The following is a 19,540-nucleotide window of genomic DNA, read 5'->3' on the forward strand; positions in this document are numbered from 1 at the left end:
CAGATGACCGTATTACAGCGCCATATCGTGCTTCGCCGAGGCTGGGGCTTTTTCGCTGTTAGCAGCGGGCGCTTCAGTTGGCTGATTGCCCATCTGAATAACCGGCGGCTTGGTCAGCTGCAGCGTTGCTGCCGTTTCATCCCAGACCTGCTGTGTGAGCGCAGGGTTGTCGTTCAGTTTCTGGCCGTAAGCAGGAACGATTTTACGGATTTTTTCCTGCCATTCTGCTGACTTGAATTGTTCAGGGAACAGTTTCTGCATCACATTGATTGCGATAGGTGCAGCCGTGGATGCGCCAGGCGATGCACCCAGCAATGCGGCAACGGTTTTCTGCTGATCGGTCACAATTTCCGTACCCAGTTTCAGCACGCCGCCTTTATCCGCATCCTTTTTGATGATCTGCACGCGCTGACCGGCCTGAATCAGTTTCCAGTCTTCTTTCTTCGCTTCAGGATAGTACTCTTTCAGCGCGGCAAAACGGTCATCATCGCTCAACATAACCTGACCGATCAGGTATTTGACCAGGTCAAAGTTATCCATGCCTACGTGGGTCATCGGCATAAAGTTGTGGGTGGTCGTTGTGCTCAGTAAATCAAACAACGAACCATTTTTCAGGAACTTGGTTGAGAACGTTGCGAAAGGTCCAAACAGCACGACACGCTTACCATCAAGGTAACGGGTATCCAGATGCGGAACCGACATCGGTGGCGCACCCACGGAAGCCTGACCATACACTTTTGCCAGATGGCGATCGGCAATCGCGCTATTCTCTGTCACCAGGAAGGATCCCCCTACCGGGAAACCTGCGTAATTGTCGGCTTCCGGAATACCGGTTTTTTGCAGCAGTTTAAGCGCACCGCCACCTGCACCGATAAAGACGTATTTCGCGTCTACGGTACGTTCGCCGCCATTTTTGGCGTCTTTAATGGTAACGTGCCAGGAATTATCACTGTTACGTTTAAAATCGGTCACTTCCGAAGAGGTTTCCAGGCGGAAATTATCGTTCTTCTTCAGGCTGCCAATTAACTGACGGGTGATTTCACCATAGTTAACGTCGGTTCCTACTGGCGTCCAGGTAGCAGCCACTTTTTGTTGTGGATCGCGACCTTCCATAACCAGCGGCGCCCACTGCGCGATCTGCTTGTGATCGGTTGAGAACTTCATGCCCTGGAACAGCACAGTTTTCTGCAGTGCGGCATAGCGTTTCGTCAGATAATCAACGTTATCGCCCCAGACAAAGCTCATGTGCGGCGTTGAGTTAATGAACGAACGCGGATTATTTAACACGCCGTCTTTAACCTGAGAGCTCCAGAACTGACGAGAAATCATGAAGGCTTCGTTGATTTCCAGCGCTTTGGTCACGTCAATAGAACCGTCTGCACGCTCTGGCGTGTAGTTCAGTTCCATGTTGGCTGAGTGGCCGGTACCGGCGTTGTTCCAGCCGTTAGAGGATTCCAGCGCTACGCCATCAAGTTTCTCAACCATGATCTGTTTCCAGCCCGGTTGCAGCTCTTCCAGCAGGGTGCCCAGAGAGGCGCTCATGATACCGCCGCCAATCAGCAGAACATCTGTTTTTTCTGGTGAATTTTCAGCGTGGGTCACTGAAGAAACGAGTAACGCTGCAAGCGACAGTGCAGGTACAAATTTAGTTGATTTAATCATTAGGGATCTACGATTTCGTGGAGAACTAGTTAAAAAAAGTTCCGAAACTTTAAAATATTGTTATTTCGTAGTTAATATGAAAATAGTTAAAAAATTAAAAGACAGGGTTTTGCAGTTAATTTAGTTACAAAAGATTAACTTTGTTATCGATATATTTTAACCACACAATAAAGGGGCGTTTCGAAATATACAATGCCCTAACACAAATATTCTCTGTGCGACGAATAAACGGAAATGGCGGCGCCTGACCGGAAAGTGGGGTTATTTACTGCGACAAACGTGCATTAACATGCACGGAACAGGATGAGGCGGTTGACGAATAAGTATGGGCAGTACACGCAACCTGATGTCCCTGAACGATACGCCTTCAGGGACATGGATTAGTGGCGAATCAGCGCCAGTTCGTCTTCACTCAGACCGGTCATCTTCATAACCGTCTCACGGTCAAGACCGCTTTGAAGCATAGTGCGGGCGATTTTCAGCGTCGCTTCGCGCTCTCCCTCTGAGCGGCCTTCTTCGCGACCCAGTTGGATGCCTTTTTCCATGCCTTTTTCCATGCCTTTTTGTTCGAGCTGCTGCGCAATGGTCATCAGTACATCTCCGTGTTGCGGCACGCGATGTGCCAGTTCTCTTACCAATGCTTCGGCGTCGGCGGTTTCTCCCGCCTGCACGATATAGTGTATCAGCGATACGACCTGTGATGAAGAAAGATAGCCCGCCAGTAAGACCGGGACAAGCTTATCAACCAACTCCGCTAAATCGCGCTGGTGGATATGTTTCTGAAGCAGGGTTAACGCGGCCATACTGCGGTGCTCTGCAATCTCCTCGTCAGGAATAATCGTGACATCCACCAGCGGAAAAGCCGTGCTATAGAGCCGGTTGGCCAGCGCAGGATCGGTAAATTCATCCAGCCAGCGCGTGGAATAAGGATAAGGACGACGTTTCCCGGTATAGAACAAGACAGGGATGACCAGCGGCAATTTTTTATGGCCGGCTTCAAGGTGGCGCTGCATCGCCGCCACGGCATAACGCAGCAGCCTGAATGCCATGTGCTTATCCGGTGAGGACTGATGTTCAATCAGGACGTGAACATAGCCGTCATCGCCTTGTGCGGTTTTCAGGCTGTACAACACGTCGCTGAAATATTGGCGAAGATCATCTTCAACGAAAGATCCGGATTCGAGTTTTAACGTGCTGAGATCGCACACGGCCCGTAATTCCGCAGGCAGGTGCAATTCCATAAAATCACGCGCAATCTCTGGCTGCGTAAGAAACTGGCGGAAGGTGGCATCGTGAGGCGTGGGTGTACTGTTTTTTTTCTTCATCTGTCCTGACTCTGCAAGCGCAACCTGGCGTAATGCTCACCGGCGCGAAAACGAATATGTCGATTCACACATACATTTTGTCCAGCACTCTCTGATTTACCTGCCATGCTGTCAGTATGATTTACAGGCGTTGTCCGTCATCATGCCAGATATCCACGGTTAAAAGCACGCTAACCTGCTTAATTTACTGGATTTCAGGCGCAAACTGTACTGGTGCGACGACTTCGCGTATGTTGCAACGCGTACCTCAACACATCTGATGCTGACTATGAATGACTACCGGCCACAACGATCGTTAAAGAAGCGCCCAATGAAGCTCAGCACCCTGTCGTCATTGATGATGGCGGCCGTGCTGATGACCGTAATATTAAGCGTCCATCTGCTTTATTACATCCAGATCGATAACTTCACCCGTTCGCATTTGAAAGATAAAGCGATGGCGGTGGCGCGCACTCTGGCCGACAGCCCGGAGATTCAGCAGGCCCTGACGCGGCCAGACGGAAGCACCATCATTCAGCCGATCGCGCAGGCAACGCGAAAACGTAACGATTTGCTGTTTGTCGTCGTCACCGACATGCGCGGTATTCGCTTCTCTCACCCGAACCCTGAAGTGGTTAATCAGCACTTTGTCGGGAACGATATTGAACCGGCGTTACGCGGCAGGGAGAATGTCGCGGTGAATCATGGCGTACTGGTTGAGGCGCTCAGGGTATTTACGCCCGTTTTCAATCAGGCGCATCAGCAAATTGGCGTGGTGGCAATTGGGATCTCGGTGAATGACGTCGCGGCGCAAATTGCGAAAAGCCGCTGGAATATTCTCTGGACCGTGCTGTTTGGCGGGCTGGTTGGCATGCTCGGCATATTAATCTTAGTGAAACGCTTAAAGCACATCTTACTGGGATTAGAGCCGTATGAGATTTCCAGCTTGTTTGAAGAGCGTCAGGCTATTCTCGATTCGATTAAAGAAGGTGTGATTGCGGTTGACGATCAATCCCGCGTCAGCCTGATTAATCAGGCTGCGCAGCAGCTGTTAAAAGAAACCACCCGCGAAGCGTTTCTGAGCGGTGACCGCGTGCCGGAAAATGCACAGATGCTGACGCATTTACGCGATGCATTGCACGAAGGCAAAGCCTCTTATGACGAAGAGCTGAACGTACGCGGCAAAATACTGATCAGTAACACCGTGCCGGTGCGCAGTCGTGACAGTATTATTGGGGCAGTGAGCACATTCAGGGATAAAACAGAAATCAGCCAGCTAATGCAGCGTCTCGACGGCATGGTAAACTATGTCGATGCACTGCGGGAGCGATCCCATGAATTCATGAACAAGCTGCATGTGATTCTTGGTCTGCTGCACATGAAAAACTATGCGCAGATGGAAGAGTACATCCTTAAAACGGCCAATAACTATCAAACGGAAATAGGTTCGCTGCTACAGAAGATTAAGTCGCCTGTTATTGCAGGCTTCCTGTTGAGCAAAATTAACCGCGTAACAGATGAAGGCCACCAACTGATCCTGAGCGAAGCCAGCTATCTGCCCGACAACGGCAGTGAACAGCAAATCGCAGCACTTATCACGGTACTGGGCAATCTGATTGAAAACGCGCTGGAAGCGCTTGAGCCGGAAATGGAAGGGGAAATCCATGTCATGCTGCATTATCAAAACGGCTGGCTGTCGTGCGAGGTCAGTGACGATGGCCCCGGTATTCCTGCCGATCAGCTCGCCGCCATTTTCGAACGCGGCGTCTCTACCAAAGGTGAAGATCGTGGCGTTGGACTGTTTTTACTCAAGCAACAAACGGAAAGTCTGGGCGGTAACGTCAGCGTGGAATCAGAACCGGGCGTTTATACTCAGTTTCTGGTTCAGCTTCCGTGGGAAAGAGGGAATATTAGCGAATGATCAATGTGTTAGTCGTAGACGATGATGCCATGGTGGCCGAACTGAACCGATGCTATATCGGGCAGATTGACGGTTTTACCTGCTGTGGTACCGCGTCCACCTTACAGCAAGCCAAAGAGCGCCTGTTGCAGACAGATCCGCCCGTTGATCTTATTTTGCTGGATATCTATATGCAGCAGGAAAACGGACTGGACCTGTTGCCAGAGCTGCGCAGTGCGGGGCGTCCGGTTGACGTCATTATCATCTCATCCGCTGCCGATGCGGCGACCATTAAAACGTCGCTGAACTACGGCGTTGTGGATTATCTGATAAAACCCTTTCAGTTTTCCCGCTTTGAAGAAGCGCTGACCGGATGGCGTCAGAAAAAACGGCTGATGGATAATCATCAGTTTTATCAGCAGGCCGATGTGGATCAACTGCTGCATGGTAATCAGGCCAATGCCAGCGAGACAAAACGCCTGCCAAAAGGGCTGACGCCGCAGACATTACGTACGCTGTGTTTGTGGATTGATGCGCACCCCGGTACCGAGTTTTCTACCGATGAGCTGGCCACTGAGGTGAATATTTCTCGCGTATCGTGCCGTAAATACCTGATTTGGCTGGCGCAGAGCAATATTTTGTTTACCAGTATTCACTACGGCGTCACGGGACGTCCGGTGTATCGCTATCGTCTGCAGCCGGAGTACCACACGCTTTTACGCCAGTACTGTCAATGACGGAGCTGAAAGCGGTTATCCAGTAAGGTGAAGTGAAAGTGACGTTGTGACGAGCAAATGACCTGCTTGTCGCGCGTCACGAAGACAGCCTCAATATCAGGATGGCTTTTCAGATACGCAATGCCCTTCTCAACGCCCATGCCATAAATCAGCGTGGTATAAATATCACCGTCGATCGACTGATCGGAAATAATGGTCACGCTATACAGCTCATTATCCAGCGGATAGCCGGTATGTCTGTCAAGAATATGGTGATAACAGACGCCATCCTGTTCGAAGTAACGTTCGTAGATCCCGGACGTCACCACGGATTTGTTCACAACATGAATGACCCCAATCAGGGCATCCTGGGCCGCAAAAGGGGTTTTCAGACCGATTGCCCATCCCTGCTGCGGCGCATCACGAGGTGCGCCTAACGTTTGCACGTTGCCGCCAAGGTTAATCAACGCGCTATCGACGCCCTGCTGCTGCAAAAAAGCCTGCACCCGATCGGCAATGTAGCCTTTGGCGATGGCACCCAGATCAATTTCCATCCCCGTTTTGTTCAGAAACACCGAACGCGTGTCCGCATCAAGCTGGACATTTTCAGGACAGGTTAAGGGCAACGTTGCCAGTATTGTCTCCCGCGCAGGAACGCAGTCACCCTGAAAGCCAATTTTCCAGCATTTCACCAGCGGGCCAATCGTGAGATTAAAACTGCTGTCTGGTAACAGACTGACGTTAAGTGCGCGCTGAATTAAATCAAAGACGGGTTGACTGACGCTCACGGGATGCTGACCGGCAGCATGGTTAATCGCCATCACTTCGGAGTGCGTCCGGTTAACCGTCAGCAGATTTTCGTACTGTTTGATTAATCTGAAAGCCTGTGCCGCAAGCTTTTCGTCGTGCTCGAATAGCTTAAGCAGAATGGGCGATCCCATCAGGACGGCGGAATAAGCACAGACTTGCGACTCGGTTTGCATAAGCGACACCGCTCTGGGAGGGAATAAAACCGGCACCTGCATGCGGGCAGATGCCGGCGGTGACGACTAGCGTTTGGCTAACGCCGCAGCGTTGGCACCTGCCAGAATACCAAAGATGATGATGTCCGCAACCGCGTTACCACCGATACGGTTTGCACCGTGGATCCCGCCGACAACTTCACCGCACGCCCAGGCACCGTGGATTGGCTGTTTATGGCTGTCGAGCACGGCTGTGGTGGTATCAATGGTGACGCCACCCATTGTGTGGTGAACACCGGGCGCGATGCGGATCGCATGGAAAGGGCCCTCGTTCAACGGATGACGCAGCGCGGTCTGACGATCGAAGTCCGCGTCTTTCTGCTGTATCACAAAGCCGTTATAGCGATGCAGCGTTTCTTCCAGCGTCCGGTGTTCCATATTCAGTTTCACCGCCAGCTCGCCTACGGTTGGCGCGCTGATAACAAATCCTTTGGCAATATACTCATCGGCCGCTTTGTTATTCATACGAACCTGCTCATCGAAGACAATCCAGGCGCTTTTCTCCGGCAGTGCAATAATCTGCGCAGAAACTTTATCGCGGGTTTCCATCTCATTACAGAAGCGCTGTCCCGCCTGGCTGACCAGAATGGCCCCACCGCCACGAATAGACTCTGACACCAGATAGGATGTGGTTTGCTCAACCGTTGGGTGAATCTGAATCTCGCCCATATCCACGGTATCTGCACCAATTTTTTGCAGCATCGCAATGCCTGCGCCAGTGGCCCCTTTATGGTTGGTGGTGACAAAGCCATCCAGCTCAGGGCGGTATTTCACCACCATTTCCCGGTTGGCGCTGAAGCCACCTGTTGCGACGATGACGCTTTTCGCATTGAGAATACGGCTGTCGTTGTATTCATCCACCACTTTGACACCGCTGACCGCGCCGTTGTCGAACAAAATTTCCTCTACGGCGGTTTCAAGCAGGACGTCAATATTACGGTTATTGATATTTTTCACTAACCCACTGATCAGGAAGCCGCCAACGGCCGAGCGGTCGGCAGGACGGTGCGTACGATCAATGCTCATGCCGCCGGTGATGGTGATGTCATTCAGTTCGATACCGTGATCGGCCAGCCAGTCAATGGCTTCAGGCGCCAAATCAACGAACTCGCGCAGCAGGGTCGGGTTGTTTTTGTACTTACCGCCCTTGAGCGTTTCCTCATAAAACAGTTCTTTGCTGTCTTCGATACCTTTCAGTTTCTGAAAACGCGTCTCGGCGGCGTTCATCCCTACGGATGCTTTGATCGTGTTACCGCCGATAGTGGGCATTTTCTCAATGACAACCACTTTGGCACCTTCATCATGCGCCTGAATGGCCGCGGCCAGACCGGCACCGCCGCTTCCCACGACCACCACATCATACTGTTGCGGTGCATTGGGATTACCGCCCTCTTCAATCACATGGGCTTTATTTGAAGTGGTCATTGCACGCGATACTGCTTTTTTCAGGGCCTCACTCTGCGTGGTCGCGCCGGTGATAGCATCAACGTGTGGGCTGTTAGCCACCAGAATACGATTACGCAGGCTTTCGAAGGTGGTAGTGAAGTCAACGTCCAGCGTGTCGTCCGGTACCAGCGAGATATCTGTAATACGGTCGGTATCCAGCGTGACGTTGATCTTCAGCTTAAGCGCTTCAGCCTCAACTTTTTCCTGATAAACACCGGCTTTGTATTTGCGTCCCGACTCACTCATATCGCGAATCATGGCGTCAACCAGCGAGAAACGCCACAGCGGTTCAGGGATCAATAACGCTTCACGCTGGTTACTGTCGATGTAAAGTTCAAGATGCTCATTATTGATAATGCGATCTGTCCAGTCGGGATAAGCGATGCAGGCTTTACCAATCGCAACCAGGTCATAGCCTTTTTCCAGCGCTTTTTCCGCATCTTCTTTGTTTACCACACCGCCAACGCCAATGACCGGCACTTTCGCCAGCGTTGGGGACCGCATGTTAATAAACTTCTCAATCAGCGGGGTTGGATCGGTGGTATCAACGATAGAGGGGCGCATAAGCTGCCCAACAGAAAAGTGGACATAATCGAGCCCGCGTGCCGCCAGCTTTTCCAGTAGGTACAGGGTGTCATCGAAACGGATGCCCGGGACTTCAAGTTCTTCAGGGGAAAAACGATAGCCGATGATGAACCCGTTATGTGCAAATCGCGCGGCCATTTTATGGGTAATTTCGAGGACTTCCAGCGGAAAGCGGGCACGGTTATCGCGACTGCCGCCCCATTTGTCATCGCGTTGATTGGAATTGGGTGAGTAAAATTGCTGTATCAGATAGGTGTTTGCGCCATGAATTTCAACGCCATCAAATCCGGCTTTAATGGCGCGGTTAACGGCGTCACCAAATTTAGTGATCATGGTATCCACTTCTTCTGCCGTTAGCGCGCGCGGCGTCGTGGCACCCTCACGAGGTGCGGCAATGGCGCTTGGGGCGACAGGGGTTTTCCCCCCTATCAGCTCAGGCTCAACCATGCGGCCGCCGTGATAGATCTGCAAAATCGCTGTCGAACCTTCCTGCTTGATGGCGTCAGCAATTCGCTTTAGGCCCGGAATTTTGTTGTCGCTGTCGATGGCTATAGCCCCTGGAAACGCGGGACCTTTTGGATCGATAAAACAGCATTCAACAATGACCGTTCCGATGCTGCCAGCACGGGCACGATAATATTCAACCAGTTCACTGGTGACCGTTCCGTCATAAAAACCGGTGCAGGTTGTCATGGGTGCCATGATCAGGCGATTTTTTAAAACCGCGCCACGCGGCAACGTAATGGGATTGAGAATGGGGGTGAGTGTATTCATTGCGATTAACTCCAAAAATTCAAAACTCGGGAATTCTGTGCGGACGCTTTTTTATTAATAAATAAGTGGTCCGATGTCATAACGCTAATATACCAATTATTTTAATTTCATAAGTTATAATTTTAGTTTTTTAACTTTTAAATATTTCAGGTTTACTATTTGATTAAAGCAGGATCGTAATGTATATTTATTGTTAATCAATAGTTAAAGAAAATCAATGAGAATTATAAAATTAAAAATAATACAATAAAAACAACAAGTTAATCATATATTCGTGTTGCTCACCCTTGCGAGAGCAAGGCTTAAAACCCTTATTATTGCAGTTTAAATATTTACCTTTGGGTTATTAATAATTTAGTTGTTAAAAATTTAATCGTATATTTTAACTTACTTGATCTGGATCAATATTCTGTTTTTAATTAATCGCATCATATCCACATGATCTTTTATAAATGCCTCCATCGCACCAGAGGACAAGTTAAAGAATTATAAGGCATCACGGTTTATTCTCATAATTTAGAATAAAAATTCCCTATGGACGAATTGCCGGGACGCTGCTCGAATTATCCTTAACACGTAGAAAAATACTATGAAAACACTCTCAAACGTCAAAGAGCCTCCAAAAGCAGCCCCTGCAGCTGCGGGCAAAAATAAAGCACTTATGCTCCTTTTGCCGGTTTTGGTCGCCGTCCTGTTGTTACTCGTCCCCGTGCCAGCGGGTCTTGAACCTTATGCATGGCACTTCTTTGCCATCTTCGTCGGCGTCATCGTCGGGCTGATTTTTGAACCCTTGCCCGGCGCAGTGATTGGTCTGACCGGCGTCGTCGTCATCGCCTTATTCAGCCAGTTCCTGCTCTTTAGCCCGGCAGAACTGGCCAACCCCAAATTTAAAGTGGCGAGTGAGTCATTTAAATGGGCGGTCAGCGGCTTCGGTAACTCAACCGTCTGGCTGATTTTTGGCGCATTCATGTTCGCTGCGGGCTATGACAAGACCCAGTTCGGCCGCCGTCTGGCATTGATTCTGGTGAAATACCTGGGCCGCCGGAGTTTAACCCTCGGCTATGCCATCACCTTCGCGGATTTGCTGCTGGCCCCTTTCACCCCGTCGAACACGGCCCGCAGTGGCGGTACCATTTATCCCATCATTGCCAATCTGCCGCCGCTTTATGGTTCAAAACCCAATGACCCCAGCGCGCGTAAAATTGGATCTTATCTGATGTGGGTTGCTATCACCGCCGCCTGTATCACCAGCTCCATGTTCCTGTCCGCCCTGGCCCCCAACCTGCTCGCCCTTGCGCTGGTCAAAAGCGTCATTGGTTTTGATATCTCCTGGGGAATGTGGTTCCTTGCCTTTTTGCCACTGGGCCTGCTGTTGATTCTGACCATGCCGCTGCTGGCGTACTGGTTCTATCCGCCTGAAGTGAAGGTGAATGATGAAGTGCCTCGCTGGGCGATTGCTGAGCTGGAAAAACTGGGTAAGTTGACCCGTAATGAAATCCTGTTACTGGTGTTTGTTGTCTGTGCGCTACTGATGTGGATTTTTGCCACGGCCTGGATCGAACCGGCCATGGCCGCTCTGCTGGTGATTATTCTGATGCTGTGGACCGGGGTACTTAACTGGAACGACATCACCAGCAATAAAGCCGCCTGGAACACCTTTGCCTGGTTTGCCACACTGGTTGCGCTGGCCGATGGTTTAGCCCGCGTAGGCTTTATCGCCTGGCTGGGCAAAGAAGGGGGAATGTTACTGCAGGGATACGATCCTCAAGTGTCGGCTGTGGTGCTGTTGATTGCCTTCTTCCTGCTGCACTACCTGTTTGCCAGTACCACCGCGCATACGACCGCCTTGCTGCCTGCGATGTTAACCATTGCCGCTTCCATTCCAGGTATTAACATGCCCGTGTTTTGTCTGATGCTGTGTACTTCACTGGGTGTGATGGGGATTATCACCCCTTACGGTACCGGCCCAAGCCCTATTTATTACGGCAGCGGCTATTTACCTACGAAAGATTACTGGCGTCTGGGCACCATCTTTGGTGCTATCTTCCTGATTGCTATGATGCTCATCGCCTACCCCTGGATGGTGTGGATGTTCTGATTGTGTCAAATGCATTTCGACGCGTCATACGATAACATGCCAACACTTGCCAGCCTGTGCTTATGGCTGGCAAGCATAATAAACAACTCATTCGCCTTTGATGTTGCTCCTGTCAGCCTGCGTTAACGGAGCCAGCACGTCATTAAGTGAGATACTATGTCGAACAAACCTTTTTTTTATCAGAACCCCTTTCCTCTTGCCCACGAGGACACCGAATACTATTTGCTTAGCCCCGACCACGTTTCCGTGGCTGAGTTTGACGGCCAGTCCATATTAAAAGTGGACCCACAGGCATTGACGCTGCTGGCCCAGCAGGCCTTTCATGATGCGTCTTTTATGTTGCGCCCGGCCCACCAGCAGCAGGTTGCGTCAATTCTGGCTGACCCTGAAGCCAGCGATAACGATAAATACGTCGCACTGCAGTTCTTACGAAACTCCGAGATCGCCGCTAAAGGTGTCTTGCCAACCTGCCAGGACACCGGCACCGCCATCATCATGGGCAAAAAAGGCCAGCGAGTGTGGACCGGTGGCGGTGACGAAGCCGCGCTGTCGCAAGGTATCTACAATACCTATATTGAAGATAACCTGCGTTACTCCCAAAATGCCGCGCTGGATATGTATAAAGAAGTGAACACCGGCACCAATCTTCCGGCGCAGATTGACCTCTACAGCGTGGACGGTGATGAATACAAATTCCTTTGCATCGCCAAAGGCGGCGGTTCCGCCAATAAAACCTATTTGTATCAGGAAACCAAAGCACTGCTCAGCCCCGGCAAGCTGAAAAATTATCTGGTCGATAAAATGCGTACGCTGGGTACTGCGGCTTGTCCTCCCTACCATATCGCCTTTGTCATTGGCGGCACCTCTGCCGAAAGTACGCTGAAAACCGTCAAGCTGGCATCGACTCACTACTATGATGGTTTACCTACAGAAGGTAACGAGCATGGTCAGGCGTTCCGTGATGTTCAGCTTGAGCAGGAGTTACTGGAAGCGGCGCAGCAGCTTGGGCTGGGAGCACAGTTCGGCGGCAAATATTTTGCACATGATATCCGCGTAGTGCGTTTGCCTCGCCACGGCGCATCCTGCCCGGTTGGCATGGGGGTTTCGTGCTCCGCTGACCGCAATATCAAAGCTAAAATCAACCGCGAGGGTATCTGGATTGAAAAACTGGAAGCCAATCCTGGGCGTTATATCCCTGAGGCACTGCGCAAGCAAGGTGAAGGCGAAGTGGTCCACATCGACCTGAATCGCCCGATGAATGACATCCTTGCCCAGCTTTCGGAATACCCGGTTTCGACACGTTTGTCCCTGACCGGGACCATCATCGTTGCGCGTGACATTGCCCATGCCAAACTAAAAGAACGCATTGATAACGGCGAAGGCTTGCCGCAGTACATTAAAGATCACCCTGTCTATTATGCGGGTCCGGCCAAAACACCGGAGGGTTACGCATCTGGCTCTCTGGGCCCGACGACGGCAGGCCGCATGGATTCGTATGTCGATCTTCTGCAGGCGAATGGCGGCAGCAAAGTCATGCTGGCAAAAGGTAACCGTAGCCAGCAGGTCACCGATGCCTGCCACAAGCACGGCGGTTTTTACTTAGGCAGCATTGGTGGTCCGGCTGCCGTTCTGGCGCAGCAGAGCATCAAGAGTCTGGAGTGCGTGGAGTATGCCGAACTGGGGATGGAAGCTATCTGGAAAATAGAGGTCGAAAATTTCCCGGCCTTTATCCTGGTGGATGACAAAGGAAATGACTTCTTCCAGCATATCGAACGTGAGCACTGCTCGCGCTGTGTGAAATAAACACGCGGCGGTAAACATGATGAAACGGCCCCGTAACAGGGGCCGTTTTTTATCATCGTTGCAGACGGGACATGGCGTCGCTTATGCTTTCGTCGCCTTCGGTCAGCTCAATAATTTTGCGCGAAATTTGCGGTGTTTCGACCAGAGCCACCAGCGTGGCGGCCACATCCTCACGCGGGACCGACCCGTAAGGAATCGCAAAATCTGCACGTACGGTGCCGCGCCCCGCCACATTGGTTAGCGTACCGGGACGAAGAATCACCCAGTCAAGTTGGCTTTCGACCAGGCGAACATCAGCCAGCCGCTTCACGCGCATGTAATTTTCGAAACCTTCAGATGTCTCTTCGCCACGTGCGGCATCCGGGAAGACTGAAACCAGCAAAAACCGCTTCACACCGGCCTTTTCGGCTGCGGCAACCGCCAGGGACAACCCCTCGCCGTCAATGGCGTTGGTCAGCTCAATACCCGCGCCTCCCGCCCCAGCGCTAAAAATCACCACATCGTGGCCGGCCATTTTCTGCGCCAGTTGATCCACGGTCAGCTTCTTGAGATCCCCCGCCACGGGAACCGCTCCGGCGGATTTAAGTGCTTCAGCCTGCTCAGATTTACGATGCAGTGCAGAAACCGCATGTTGCTTAGCACTGAGCTGTTTCGTCAGATGAGAGCCAACGTTGCCCGCCGCGCCAATAATAAAACATGTCGTCATCGTCCTGCTCCTTTGAAAAAGTCAGATATCAGTATAGACAATAAGCGCAGCGGTAATGAGCGCCCGTCGGGGCGCTCCAGGACATGATTAAGGAATGATTTTCTCATGCTTCAGCTTATCGAAAAGCTGAGTGAAGGAATCCAGAGTGCTCCGGTAGCCAGTAAAGCCCGCCTTGCGACTTTTACTCATGTCGGTGAAGGCTTCCATGGGTCGCCCCAGATCCGCGTCGGTATGCCACCATGAGGCCAGACGCGTGATATCCTGTTCACGCAGGTTTTCACGCTGAGCAAGCGCCTGCCATACGCTGGCCGCCTCCTGCATGCGCCCGTCAAGCGGCATCATTTTCGCCGGATAAGCAGCAGCCTCGAGACCAAAATATGCCGCCAGTTTTGGCCACATCCAGTTCCAGCGGAAAACATCACCGTTTACCGCGTTGAAGTCCTGATTTGCCGCGGCCGGGCTGGTCGCCGCCCACTCAAGTTGCTCAGCCAGAAGACCGGCGTCGGTCATATCCACCACGCCATTCCATTGCTCGGGTGAGCCTGGGAAGATAAACGGCCAGCCTTTTTCTTTACATAAGGTGGCGTAAACGGCCAGAGTCTGCCCCATGTTCATGGCATTTCCGAGCGCATAGCCAATGATGGTATGCGGACGGTGGACGCTCCAGCGATAGCCATATTTTTCGGCACCAGCGAAGACTTCATCCTCCTGGGCATAATAGAAGTTGTCTACCGGCTGACGACCCTGCTCTTCGCGGAAAGGCGTGACCGGCACAGCGCCTTTGCCGTAAGCTTCAAATGGCCCCAGATAGTGCTTAAGGCCTGTCACCAGCGCCACATGTGCGCCCTGGAGGCGTTCGCCAAGCGCTTCAATAACGTTGCGGATCATGCCGCCATTGACGCGGATATTCTCTTTTTCACTGTCCTGGCGCGCCCAGACGCTGAAGAACACTGCATCAGGTTTGACCGCTTTCAATGCCGTTTTTACCGCTTCAGGATCGGTTAAATCTGCGGTGAGGTTGCTGCAGCCCTCAGGTACCGCGCTGCGGCCCCGTGACAACCCGCTGACCTGCCAGCCTTCGTTATTTAGCCTTTCTGCTAACGCTCGACCAATCACACCACTGATTCCAACAATCAAAGCCTGCTTTTGCATGTTAATTCTCCTCTTTTTGCGTAATGCTAAGCGTAATAGAGAATTTCATTCCTATTTTGGGTAATAATTCACATCATTATCAACCTGAGTTCATCAATCATGCACGATCAGCGTCTTAAAGACATTGTTCCTTTTGTGGCCAGTGTAGAAAGCGGGAGTTTTACCGCTGCGGCTGCCCGTTTACATGTCACGGGTTCTGCCATCAGTAAAAGCGTTAGCCGACTGGAGATGCGACTGGGCTCGCGCCTGCTCGAACGCACAACGCGAAAACTGCAACTGACGGATGCGGGCAGCGCCTATTACCAAACCTGCTTACGCATCATGGAAGAGCTGGCCGAAGCAGAAGCCGTCCTGGCTGCGCAACGGATTATTCCTTCCGGCCGTCTGAGACTGGCCGTGCCGCATACTTATGGTCGGCTGAACGTGATGCCGTTGCTGATTCCGTTTTGTCAGCAGCATCCCGAGCTTGAATTGAGAATGAGTTTTTCAGATCGCTTCATCGATCTGTTTGATGAAGGCATCGACGTTGCGGTCAGAATTGGCGGCTCAGATGATTTACCCGCATCAATGGGCTGCCGTCATATTGGTCGTGAACGCATGGTGTTTTGTGCCTCGCCAGCGTGGCTGGAACGCGAAGGACGGCCGCAAAATGAACAGGCACTCATGCAGCATCGGGCCATTCTGTATGAACGGGCCGATAACACGCCAAAACCCTGGTTATTTAGTGGTAAAGATGGTCATTCGTACTGGCGGGACGTTCCCTTTCGCATGGCGCTGGCTGATGTGGATGCACAACTACAGGCAGTAATTGCCGGATTAGGCGTTGCACAAATGCCCTCGTGGCTGGTACAGAACGCCGTTGACAGTGGTGAACTGGAAATCTTACTGCCGCAGCAGCAACCCGAGGGGCTGCCACTCAGTGTGATTTGGCCCCGGCGTAAGCAGCTTCTGCCTAAAGTGGATGTTTTATTAACCACGCTAACGCAGTTAACCATTCGTTGATTGCGAGAGAATTTAATCGCTTTTTCACAGGGTGAGTAATGGAATATGGCGGATAATATAACGTCATTATAACGTTTATGCCTGTGCTGCCAGAATCGGATGGGCAGGTTAGGTCATAATATTTCAGTACTTTCTGGTCAACCCAATGGTGTTTATAACGGAGTGGCGCTAACGTAGAGGCATTCCAATCCGCTCAGGCGTAGGGACAAAGGCGATATGGCAGCAAGGGCGGTGAGCGTTAAAAAAATCAAAGGTTGTGAAACGTTGCCGGTACCTGACAGTGAACGGCTGCGTTTATGCTAAGTCTGCTCTTTCGCCTGATGGTACTGACTATAATGGCACTTACGCTGGCGGGATGCGCACGCTCAGATGCATTATGGGCGGTGACGAACAACGTTTGCATGGTGAACTATCACTACACTGGCCACCCGTCACCCTGTCAGCAAATCTATATTCCAGAGGGCAAACGGCAGGGTTTTAGCATTATTCAAAACCCTCGTTATCCCTATCATTTCATTCTGGTTCCCACGATTCCGGTATCCGGTATTGAAAGCCCGTGGCTATTCATGCCTGGCCGTCCAGATTATTTCGGCTACGCCTGGCTGATGCGTTATCAGTTGATGTCTCAATACGGCAGGCCTGTGCCGGAGGACATGCTGGGCATGGCAATCAACTCGGCCTGGGGCCGCAGTCAGAATCAGCTACATATCCACCTCACCTGCCTGCGAGAAGATGTTTACAGGCAGTTAAGGGCTGAACGTCCCTATATTCAAGATGCGTGGCATCCCCTGCCCGATAAGCTCTTAACGCATACTTATTACGCTCGCCGTGTCCTTCAACCTACAGCGATGGGCATTTACCCTATCGCATCCGTTGCTCACTACTTTCGCCTGACGCCGCCTATGCTGGCTGAATATGGCGTCGCGTTAGTGCCGACAACGTTCTCGGGTGAAAAAGGGTTCATCCTGCTGGCAACCCGTCGCGGCTGGGATAAAGGCAATCGCGCCTCCGTTGAGTCTTTACTGGATAAGCGATGTGACATTCTGGGTTCGGGATCCGCAAAACCCTTACGTTTTAGATAATTAACTCACTTATGTAAAATGCGCTGAACCCACGCCCTCAACGCCTGATGTTCCCGAGGATGATGAAAATAGTGTTCGGCTCCTTGCACCGTCGTCAGTACCGCTTTGTGGCGGTGTGCAAAGGTGACAACCGCACTGAAATCGGCAATCTGGTCCTGGCTTCCAACCATAATATTCAGGGACAAGTTTTCTCCCGAAACCCGGTGCTATTGGAGATACGCAAGATAATCGGCTCGAAAAACCGTGCCGTCAGAAGCAATGATGGCCTTCTCGCGATTGAGCCGGGTTTCATCAACATCAGCCTTGACCATCATTTTTCTGATGAGACTGTCGAGATCGATAACAGGCGAAAGAAATAATGCCTGACTTATTTTTATTTTCTGAGCTGCAATCATGCTAAAACTGGCACCAATGCTGCAGGCAAATAGTGCCGTTGCACTGAATTGTTTCTGAGCATAAGCAAGCATGATTTTAATGTCATCAACGGCTTGTGCTACATGGCATTCAGACTCTACATCACGCCTTTCACCATGAGCAGGAAGATCGAAACTCAGTATGCTATATCCCGCTTTTACAGCCTCAGATGCCAGAATCTCAATGCATTGATCTTTTTTATGGGAAAAATAGCCATGTACGGCAAGGATAAGCTTACCGCCTGCCCGATTACCCCAGTGAACGCAGGAATGCCCTGCACATGGCTTCGTGTGTTTAACATAGCGCTTCGCCTTCTTCAGCCTCTCACGTCCTCTGAGTCTAACCGGGCTCACAGCAGAAAATTTTGATTCTGGAAAGTCTTAAACGGGACAGTTGTCGACGCCGCCAGAGAATGTGGACAACAGTGTACCCCTGCATGGATACCTCTCACCGCAGAACGGCCTTCAGACCTCACCGCCGCTAGACCAGATTACATAAAAAGTGAATTTTTTCATTTTGTAACTTTAACGTTATGTTACTTGGTATTTTTGCTGCCATGATTCATTGCGTTACTTATTGAAATGTGTTGGTCACCCAAACCTTACTATTGCTACAGGGAAAATCACATGTCACAACGGTCACTTCAGGCACTGTGTCTGATGAGTTTTTTTCTGGCCGACGTCAGAGACGGTCTGGGACCATTTTTAGGCATTTTTCTGACAGAACGCCACTGGAGCCCGGATGAAATAGGCCTGGTCATGACCTCAGGCGGCATTGCAGGGCTCCTCTCAACGTTGCCCGCAGGCGTGGTGGCGGATGCAACGCGCTATAAACGTCTTGTCATCCTGACAGGATGCATCGTGATTACCGTTGCGACCTTATTACTCTGGTACAGCAACCAGTCCTGGACGGCGATCATTTCACAGATCGTTGCCGGTATTGCTGCCGCCTTTATTGGCCCGACCGTAGCAGGGATAACGCTGGGCCTGACGGGGCAAAAAGGGTTCAACCACCAGATGGGGCGGAACGAGGCTTACAACCATGCCGGAAACACTCTGGCGGCTGTACTGGCAGGATTCGCTGCCTGGAAATGGGGGCTCGGCGCCGTTTTCATTTTAATGATGATAATGGCCGTCTTTGCCGCCATCGCGACGTTGGCGATACGTGGAGAGGATATCAATCATGAGGTTGCGCGCGGATTAGAAGACAATCAGTCTCAAAAGCCGACTCTGAGCCTGTGGATCCTGGCGCGCAAACCCGCACTGCTGGTAACCGGTCTGACTTTACTGCTGTTTCATCTGGCCAACGCCGCACTGTTGCCCATGCTGAGTATGCGCGTTGCCTCATCAACCGGGCCAGATGCGGTCGATCCCGGTTTGTATGCTGCGGCAACGGTTGTTATTTCTCAGCTGGTGATGATCCCTGTCGCGATTTACGTTTCACGCCGTGTGGATAAAATTGGCTATCGCTATTTGATCATGACGGCCCTGTTAATGATGCCGCTTCGGGCGCTTATTGCGGCAGAATTTCCAGAGACGCTATTCGTTATTCCAGTCCAGGTGCTTGATGGCATTGCGGCAGGAATACTGGGCGTTGCCGTGCCGGGCTACATTGTCTCCCTGCTGCGCGGCAGCGGGCACGTTAATGCGGGTCAGAGTGTGGTGATGCTAATGCAAGGCGTAGGTGCCTCCATGAGCCCGGCGATGACGGGGCTGATTGTGGCTCGCTATTCCTACAGTATTGCCTTTAGCGCATTGGGTTGTATCGCCCTAGTGGCCTTACTGCTGTGGTGGAGTACCGGACGAACGCCGGCGGCTGAACCGGCATAATTAAGGGTAATCTGCCAGCAATCTCACGCTGGCGGATTCTGGTTT

15 protein-coding genes are annotated in these 19,540 nt (G+C 51.4%); 7 read left to right on the plus strand and 8 right to left on the minus strand.

Going from position 1 to position 19,540, the window contains the following annotated elements; all coding sequences use genetic code 11:
- Positions 1 to 12: 12 nt before the first annotated feature.
- Both mqo and AAIE03_RS21790 read right to left on the minus strand, forming a co-directional pair.
- A complete protein-coding gene (mqo, locus tag AAIE03_RS21785; RefSeq protein ID WP_014598277.1) occupies positions 13 to 1,662 on the minus strand; it encodes a malate dehydrogenase (quinone) in 1,650 nt (549 codons plus the stop codon).
- 380 nt (positions 1,663 to 2,042) lie between these two features.
- Positions 2,043 to 2,987, minus strand: coding sequence for an Rpn family recombination-promoting nuclease/putative transposase (locus AAIE03_RS21790; RefSeq protein ID WP_014333229.1), 945 nt, complete (start codon positions 2,985 to 2,987; stop codon positions 2,043 to 2,045).
- 268 nt (positions 2,988 to 3,255) lie between these two features.
- Between AAIE03_RS21790 and AAIE03_RS21795 the strand changes: the two genes are divergently transcribed.
- Positions 3,256 to 4,887: a sensor histidine kinase gene (locus AAIE03_RS21795; RefSeq protein ID WP_014598276.1), complete on the plus strand. Its 1,632-nt coding sequence runs from the start codon at positions 3,256 to 3,258 to the stop codon at positions 4,885 to 4,887.
- Entirely contained in the window at positions 4,884 to 5,603 is a 720-nt protein-coding gene (dcuR, locus tag AAIE03_RS21800) for a two-component system response regulator DcuR (protein WP_013027948.1), read from the plus strand. Before AAIE03_RS21795 ends, dcuR begins: the two co-directional genes overlap by 4 nt.
- Here the strand turns inward: dcuR and AAIE03_RS21805 are convergent.
- Both AAIE03_RS21805 and AAIE03_RS21810 read right to left on the minus strand, forming a co-directional pair.
- Positions 5,597 to 6,565, minus strand: coding sequence for an FAD:protein FMN transferase (locus tag AAIE03_RS21805; RefSeq protein ID WP_028716071.1), 969 nt, complete (start codon positions 6,563 to 6,565; stop codon positions 5,597 to 5,599). The two genes, dcuR and AAIE03_RS21805, sit on opposite strands and share 7 nt — an antisense overlap.
- A 66-nt stretch (positions 6,566 to 6,631) precedes the next feature.
- A complete protein-coding gene (locus tag AAIE03_RS21810) occupies positions 6,632 to 9,409 on the minus strand; it encodes a flavocytochrome c (protein WP_014333233.1) in 2,778 nt (925 codons plus the stop codon).
- A gap of 589 nt (positions 9,410 to 9,998) precedes the next feature.
- Here AAIE03_RS21810 and AAIE03_RS21815 point away from each other — a divergent pair.
- Both AAIE03_RS21815 and fumA read left to right on the plus strand, forming a co-directional pair.
- Positions 9,999 to 11,507 (plus strand): DASS family sodium-coupled anion symporter, encoded by a 1,509-nt coding sequence (locus AAIE03_RS21815; RefSeq protein WP_013027951.1) that lies wholly within the window; start codon positions 9,999 to 10,001, stop codon positions 11,505 to 11,507.
- Between the two features lie 156 nt (positions 11,508 to 11,663).
- On the plus strand, positions 11,664 to 13,310 hold the full coding sequence (gene fumA, locus AAIE03_RS21820) for a class I fumarate hydratase FumA (protein ID WP_014598272.1): 1,647 nt from the start codon (positions 11,664 to 11,666) through the stop codon (positions 13,308 to 13,310).
- Between the two features lie 52 nt (positions 13,311 to 13,362).
- Here the strand turns inward: fumA and AAIE03_RS21825 are convergent, their stop codons facing one another.
- Together AAIE03_RS21825 and AAIE03_RS21830 are read right to left on the minus strand one after the other, a co-directional pair.
- A complete protein-coding gene (locus tag AAIE03_RS21825; RefSeq protein ID WP_013027953.1) occupies positions 13,363 to 14,016 on the minus strand; it encodes an SDR family oxidoreductase in 654 nt (217 codons plus the stop codon).
- Between the two features lie 87 nt (positions 14,017 to 14,103).
- Positions 14,104 to 15,168 carry an SDR family oxidoreductase gene (locus AAIE03_RS21830; RefSeq protein WP_014333237.1) on the minus strand — a complete coding sequence of 355 codons (1,065 nt, stop codon included), beginning with the start codon at positions 15,166 to 15,168 and terminating at the stop codon, positions 14,104 to 14,106.
- Between the two features lie 99 nt (positions 15,169 to 15,267).
- Between AAIE03_RS21830 and AAIE03_RS21835 the strand changes: the two genes are divergently transcribed.
- Both AAIE03_RS21835 and AAIE03_RS21840 read left to right on the plus strand, forming a co-directional pair.
- Positions 15,268 to 16,170, plus strand: coding sequence for a LysR family transcriptional regulator (locus tag AAIE03_RS21835; RefSeq protein WP_013027955.1), 903 nt, complete (start codon positions 15,268 to 15,270; stop codon positions 16,168 to 16,170).
- Positions 16,171 to 16,466: 296 nt separating this feature from the next.
- On the plus strand, positions 16,467 to 17,252 hold the full coding sequence (locus AAIE03_RS21840; RefSeq protein ID WP_019105901.1) for a CDP-diacylglycerol pyrophosphatase: 786 nt from the start codon (positions 16,467 to 16,469) through the stop codon (positions 17,250 to 17,252).
- Positions 17,253 to 17,257: 5 nt separating this feature from the next.
- Here AAIE03_RS21840 and AAIE03_RS21845 read toward each other — a convergent pair whose 3' ends face one another.
- Together AAIE03_RS21845 and AAIE03_RS21850 are read right to left on the minus strand one after the other, a co-directional pair.
- Complete coding sequence (locus AAIE03_RS21845; RefSeq protein WP_019105900.1) at positions 17,258 to 17,437, minus strand: alpha/beta hydrolase; 180 nt, start codon at positions 17,435 to 17,437, stop codon at positions 17,258 to 17,260.
- 21 nt (positions 17,438 to 17,458) lie between these two features.
- On the minus strand, positions 17,459 to 18,019 hold the full coding sequence (locus tag AAIE03_RS21850) for an alpha/beta hydrolase family protein (protein ID WP_019105899.1): 561 nt from the start codon (positions 18,017 to 18,019) through the stop codon (positions 17,459 to 17,461).
- 273 nt (positions 18,020 to 18,292) lie between these two features.
- Here AAIE03_RS21850 and AAIE03_RS21855 point away from each other — a divergent pair, with 273 nt between their 5' ends.
- Complete coding sequence (locus AAIE03_RS21855; protein WP_014598266.1) at positions 18,293 to 19,495, plus strand: MFS transporter; 1,203 nt, start codon at positions 18,293 to 18,295, stop codon at positions 19,493 to 19,495.
- Positions 19,496 to 19,540: the final 45 nt, after the last annotated feature.

The sequence above is a fragment of the Pantoea sp. Ae19-2 genome (assembly GCF_059801205.1).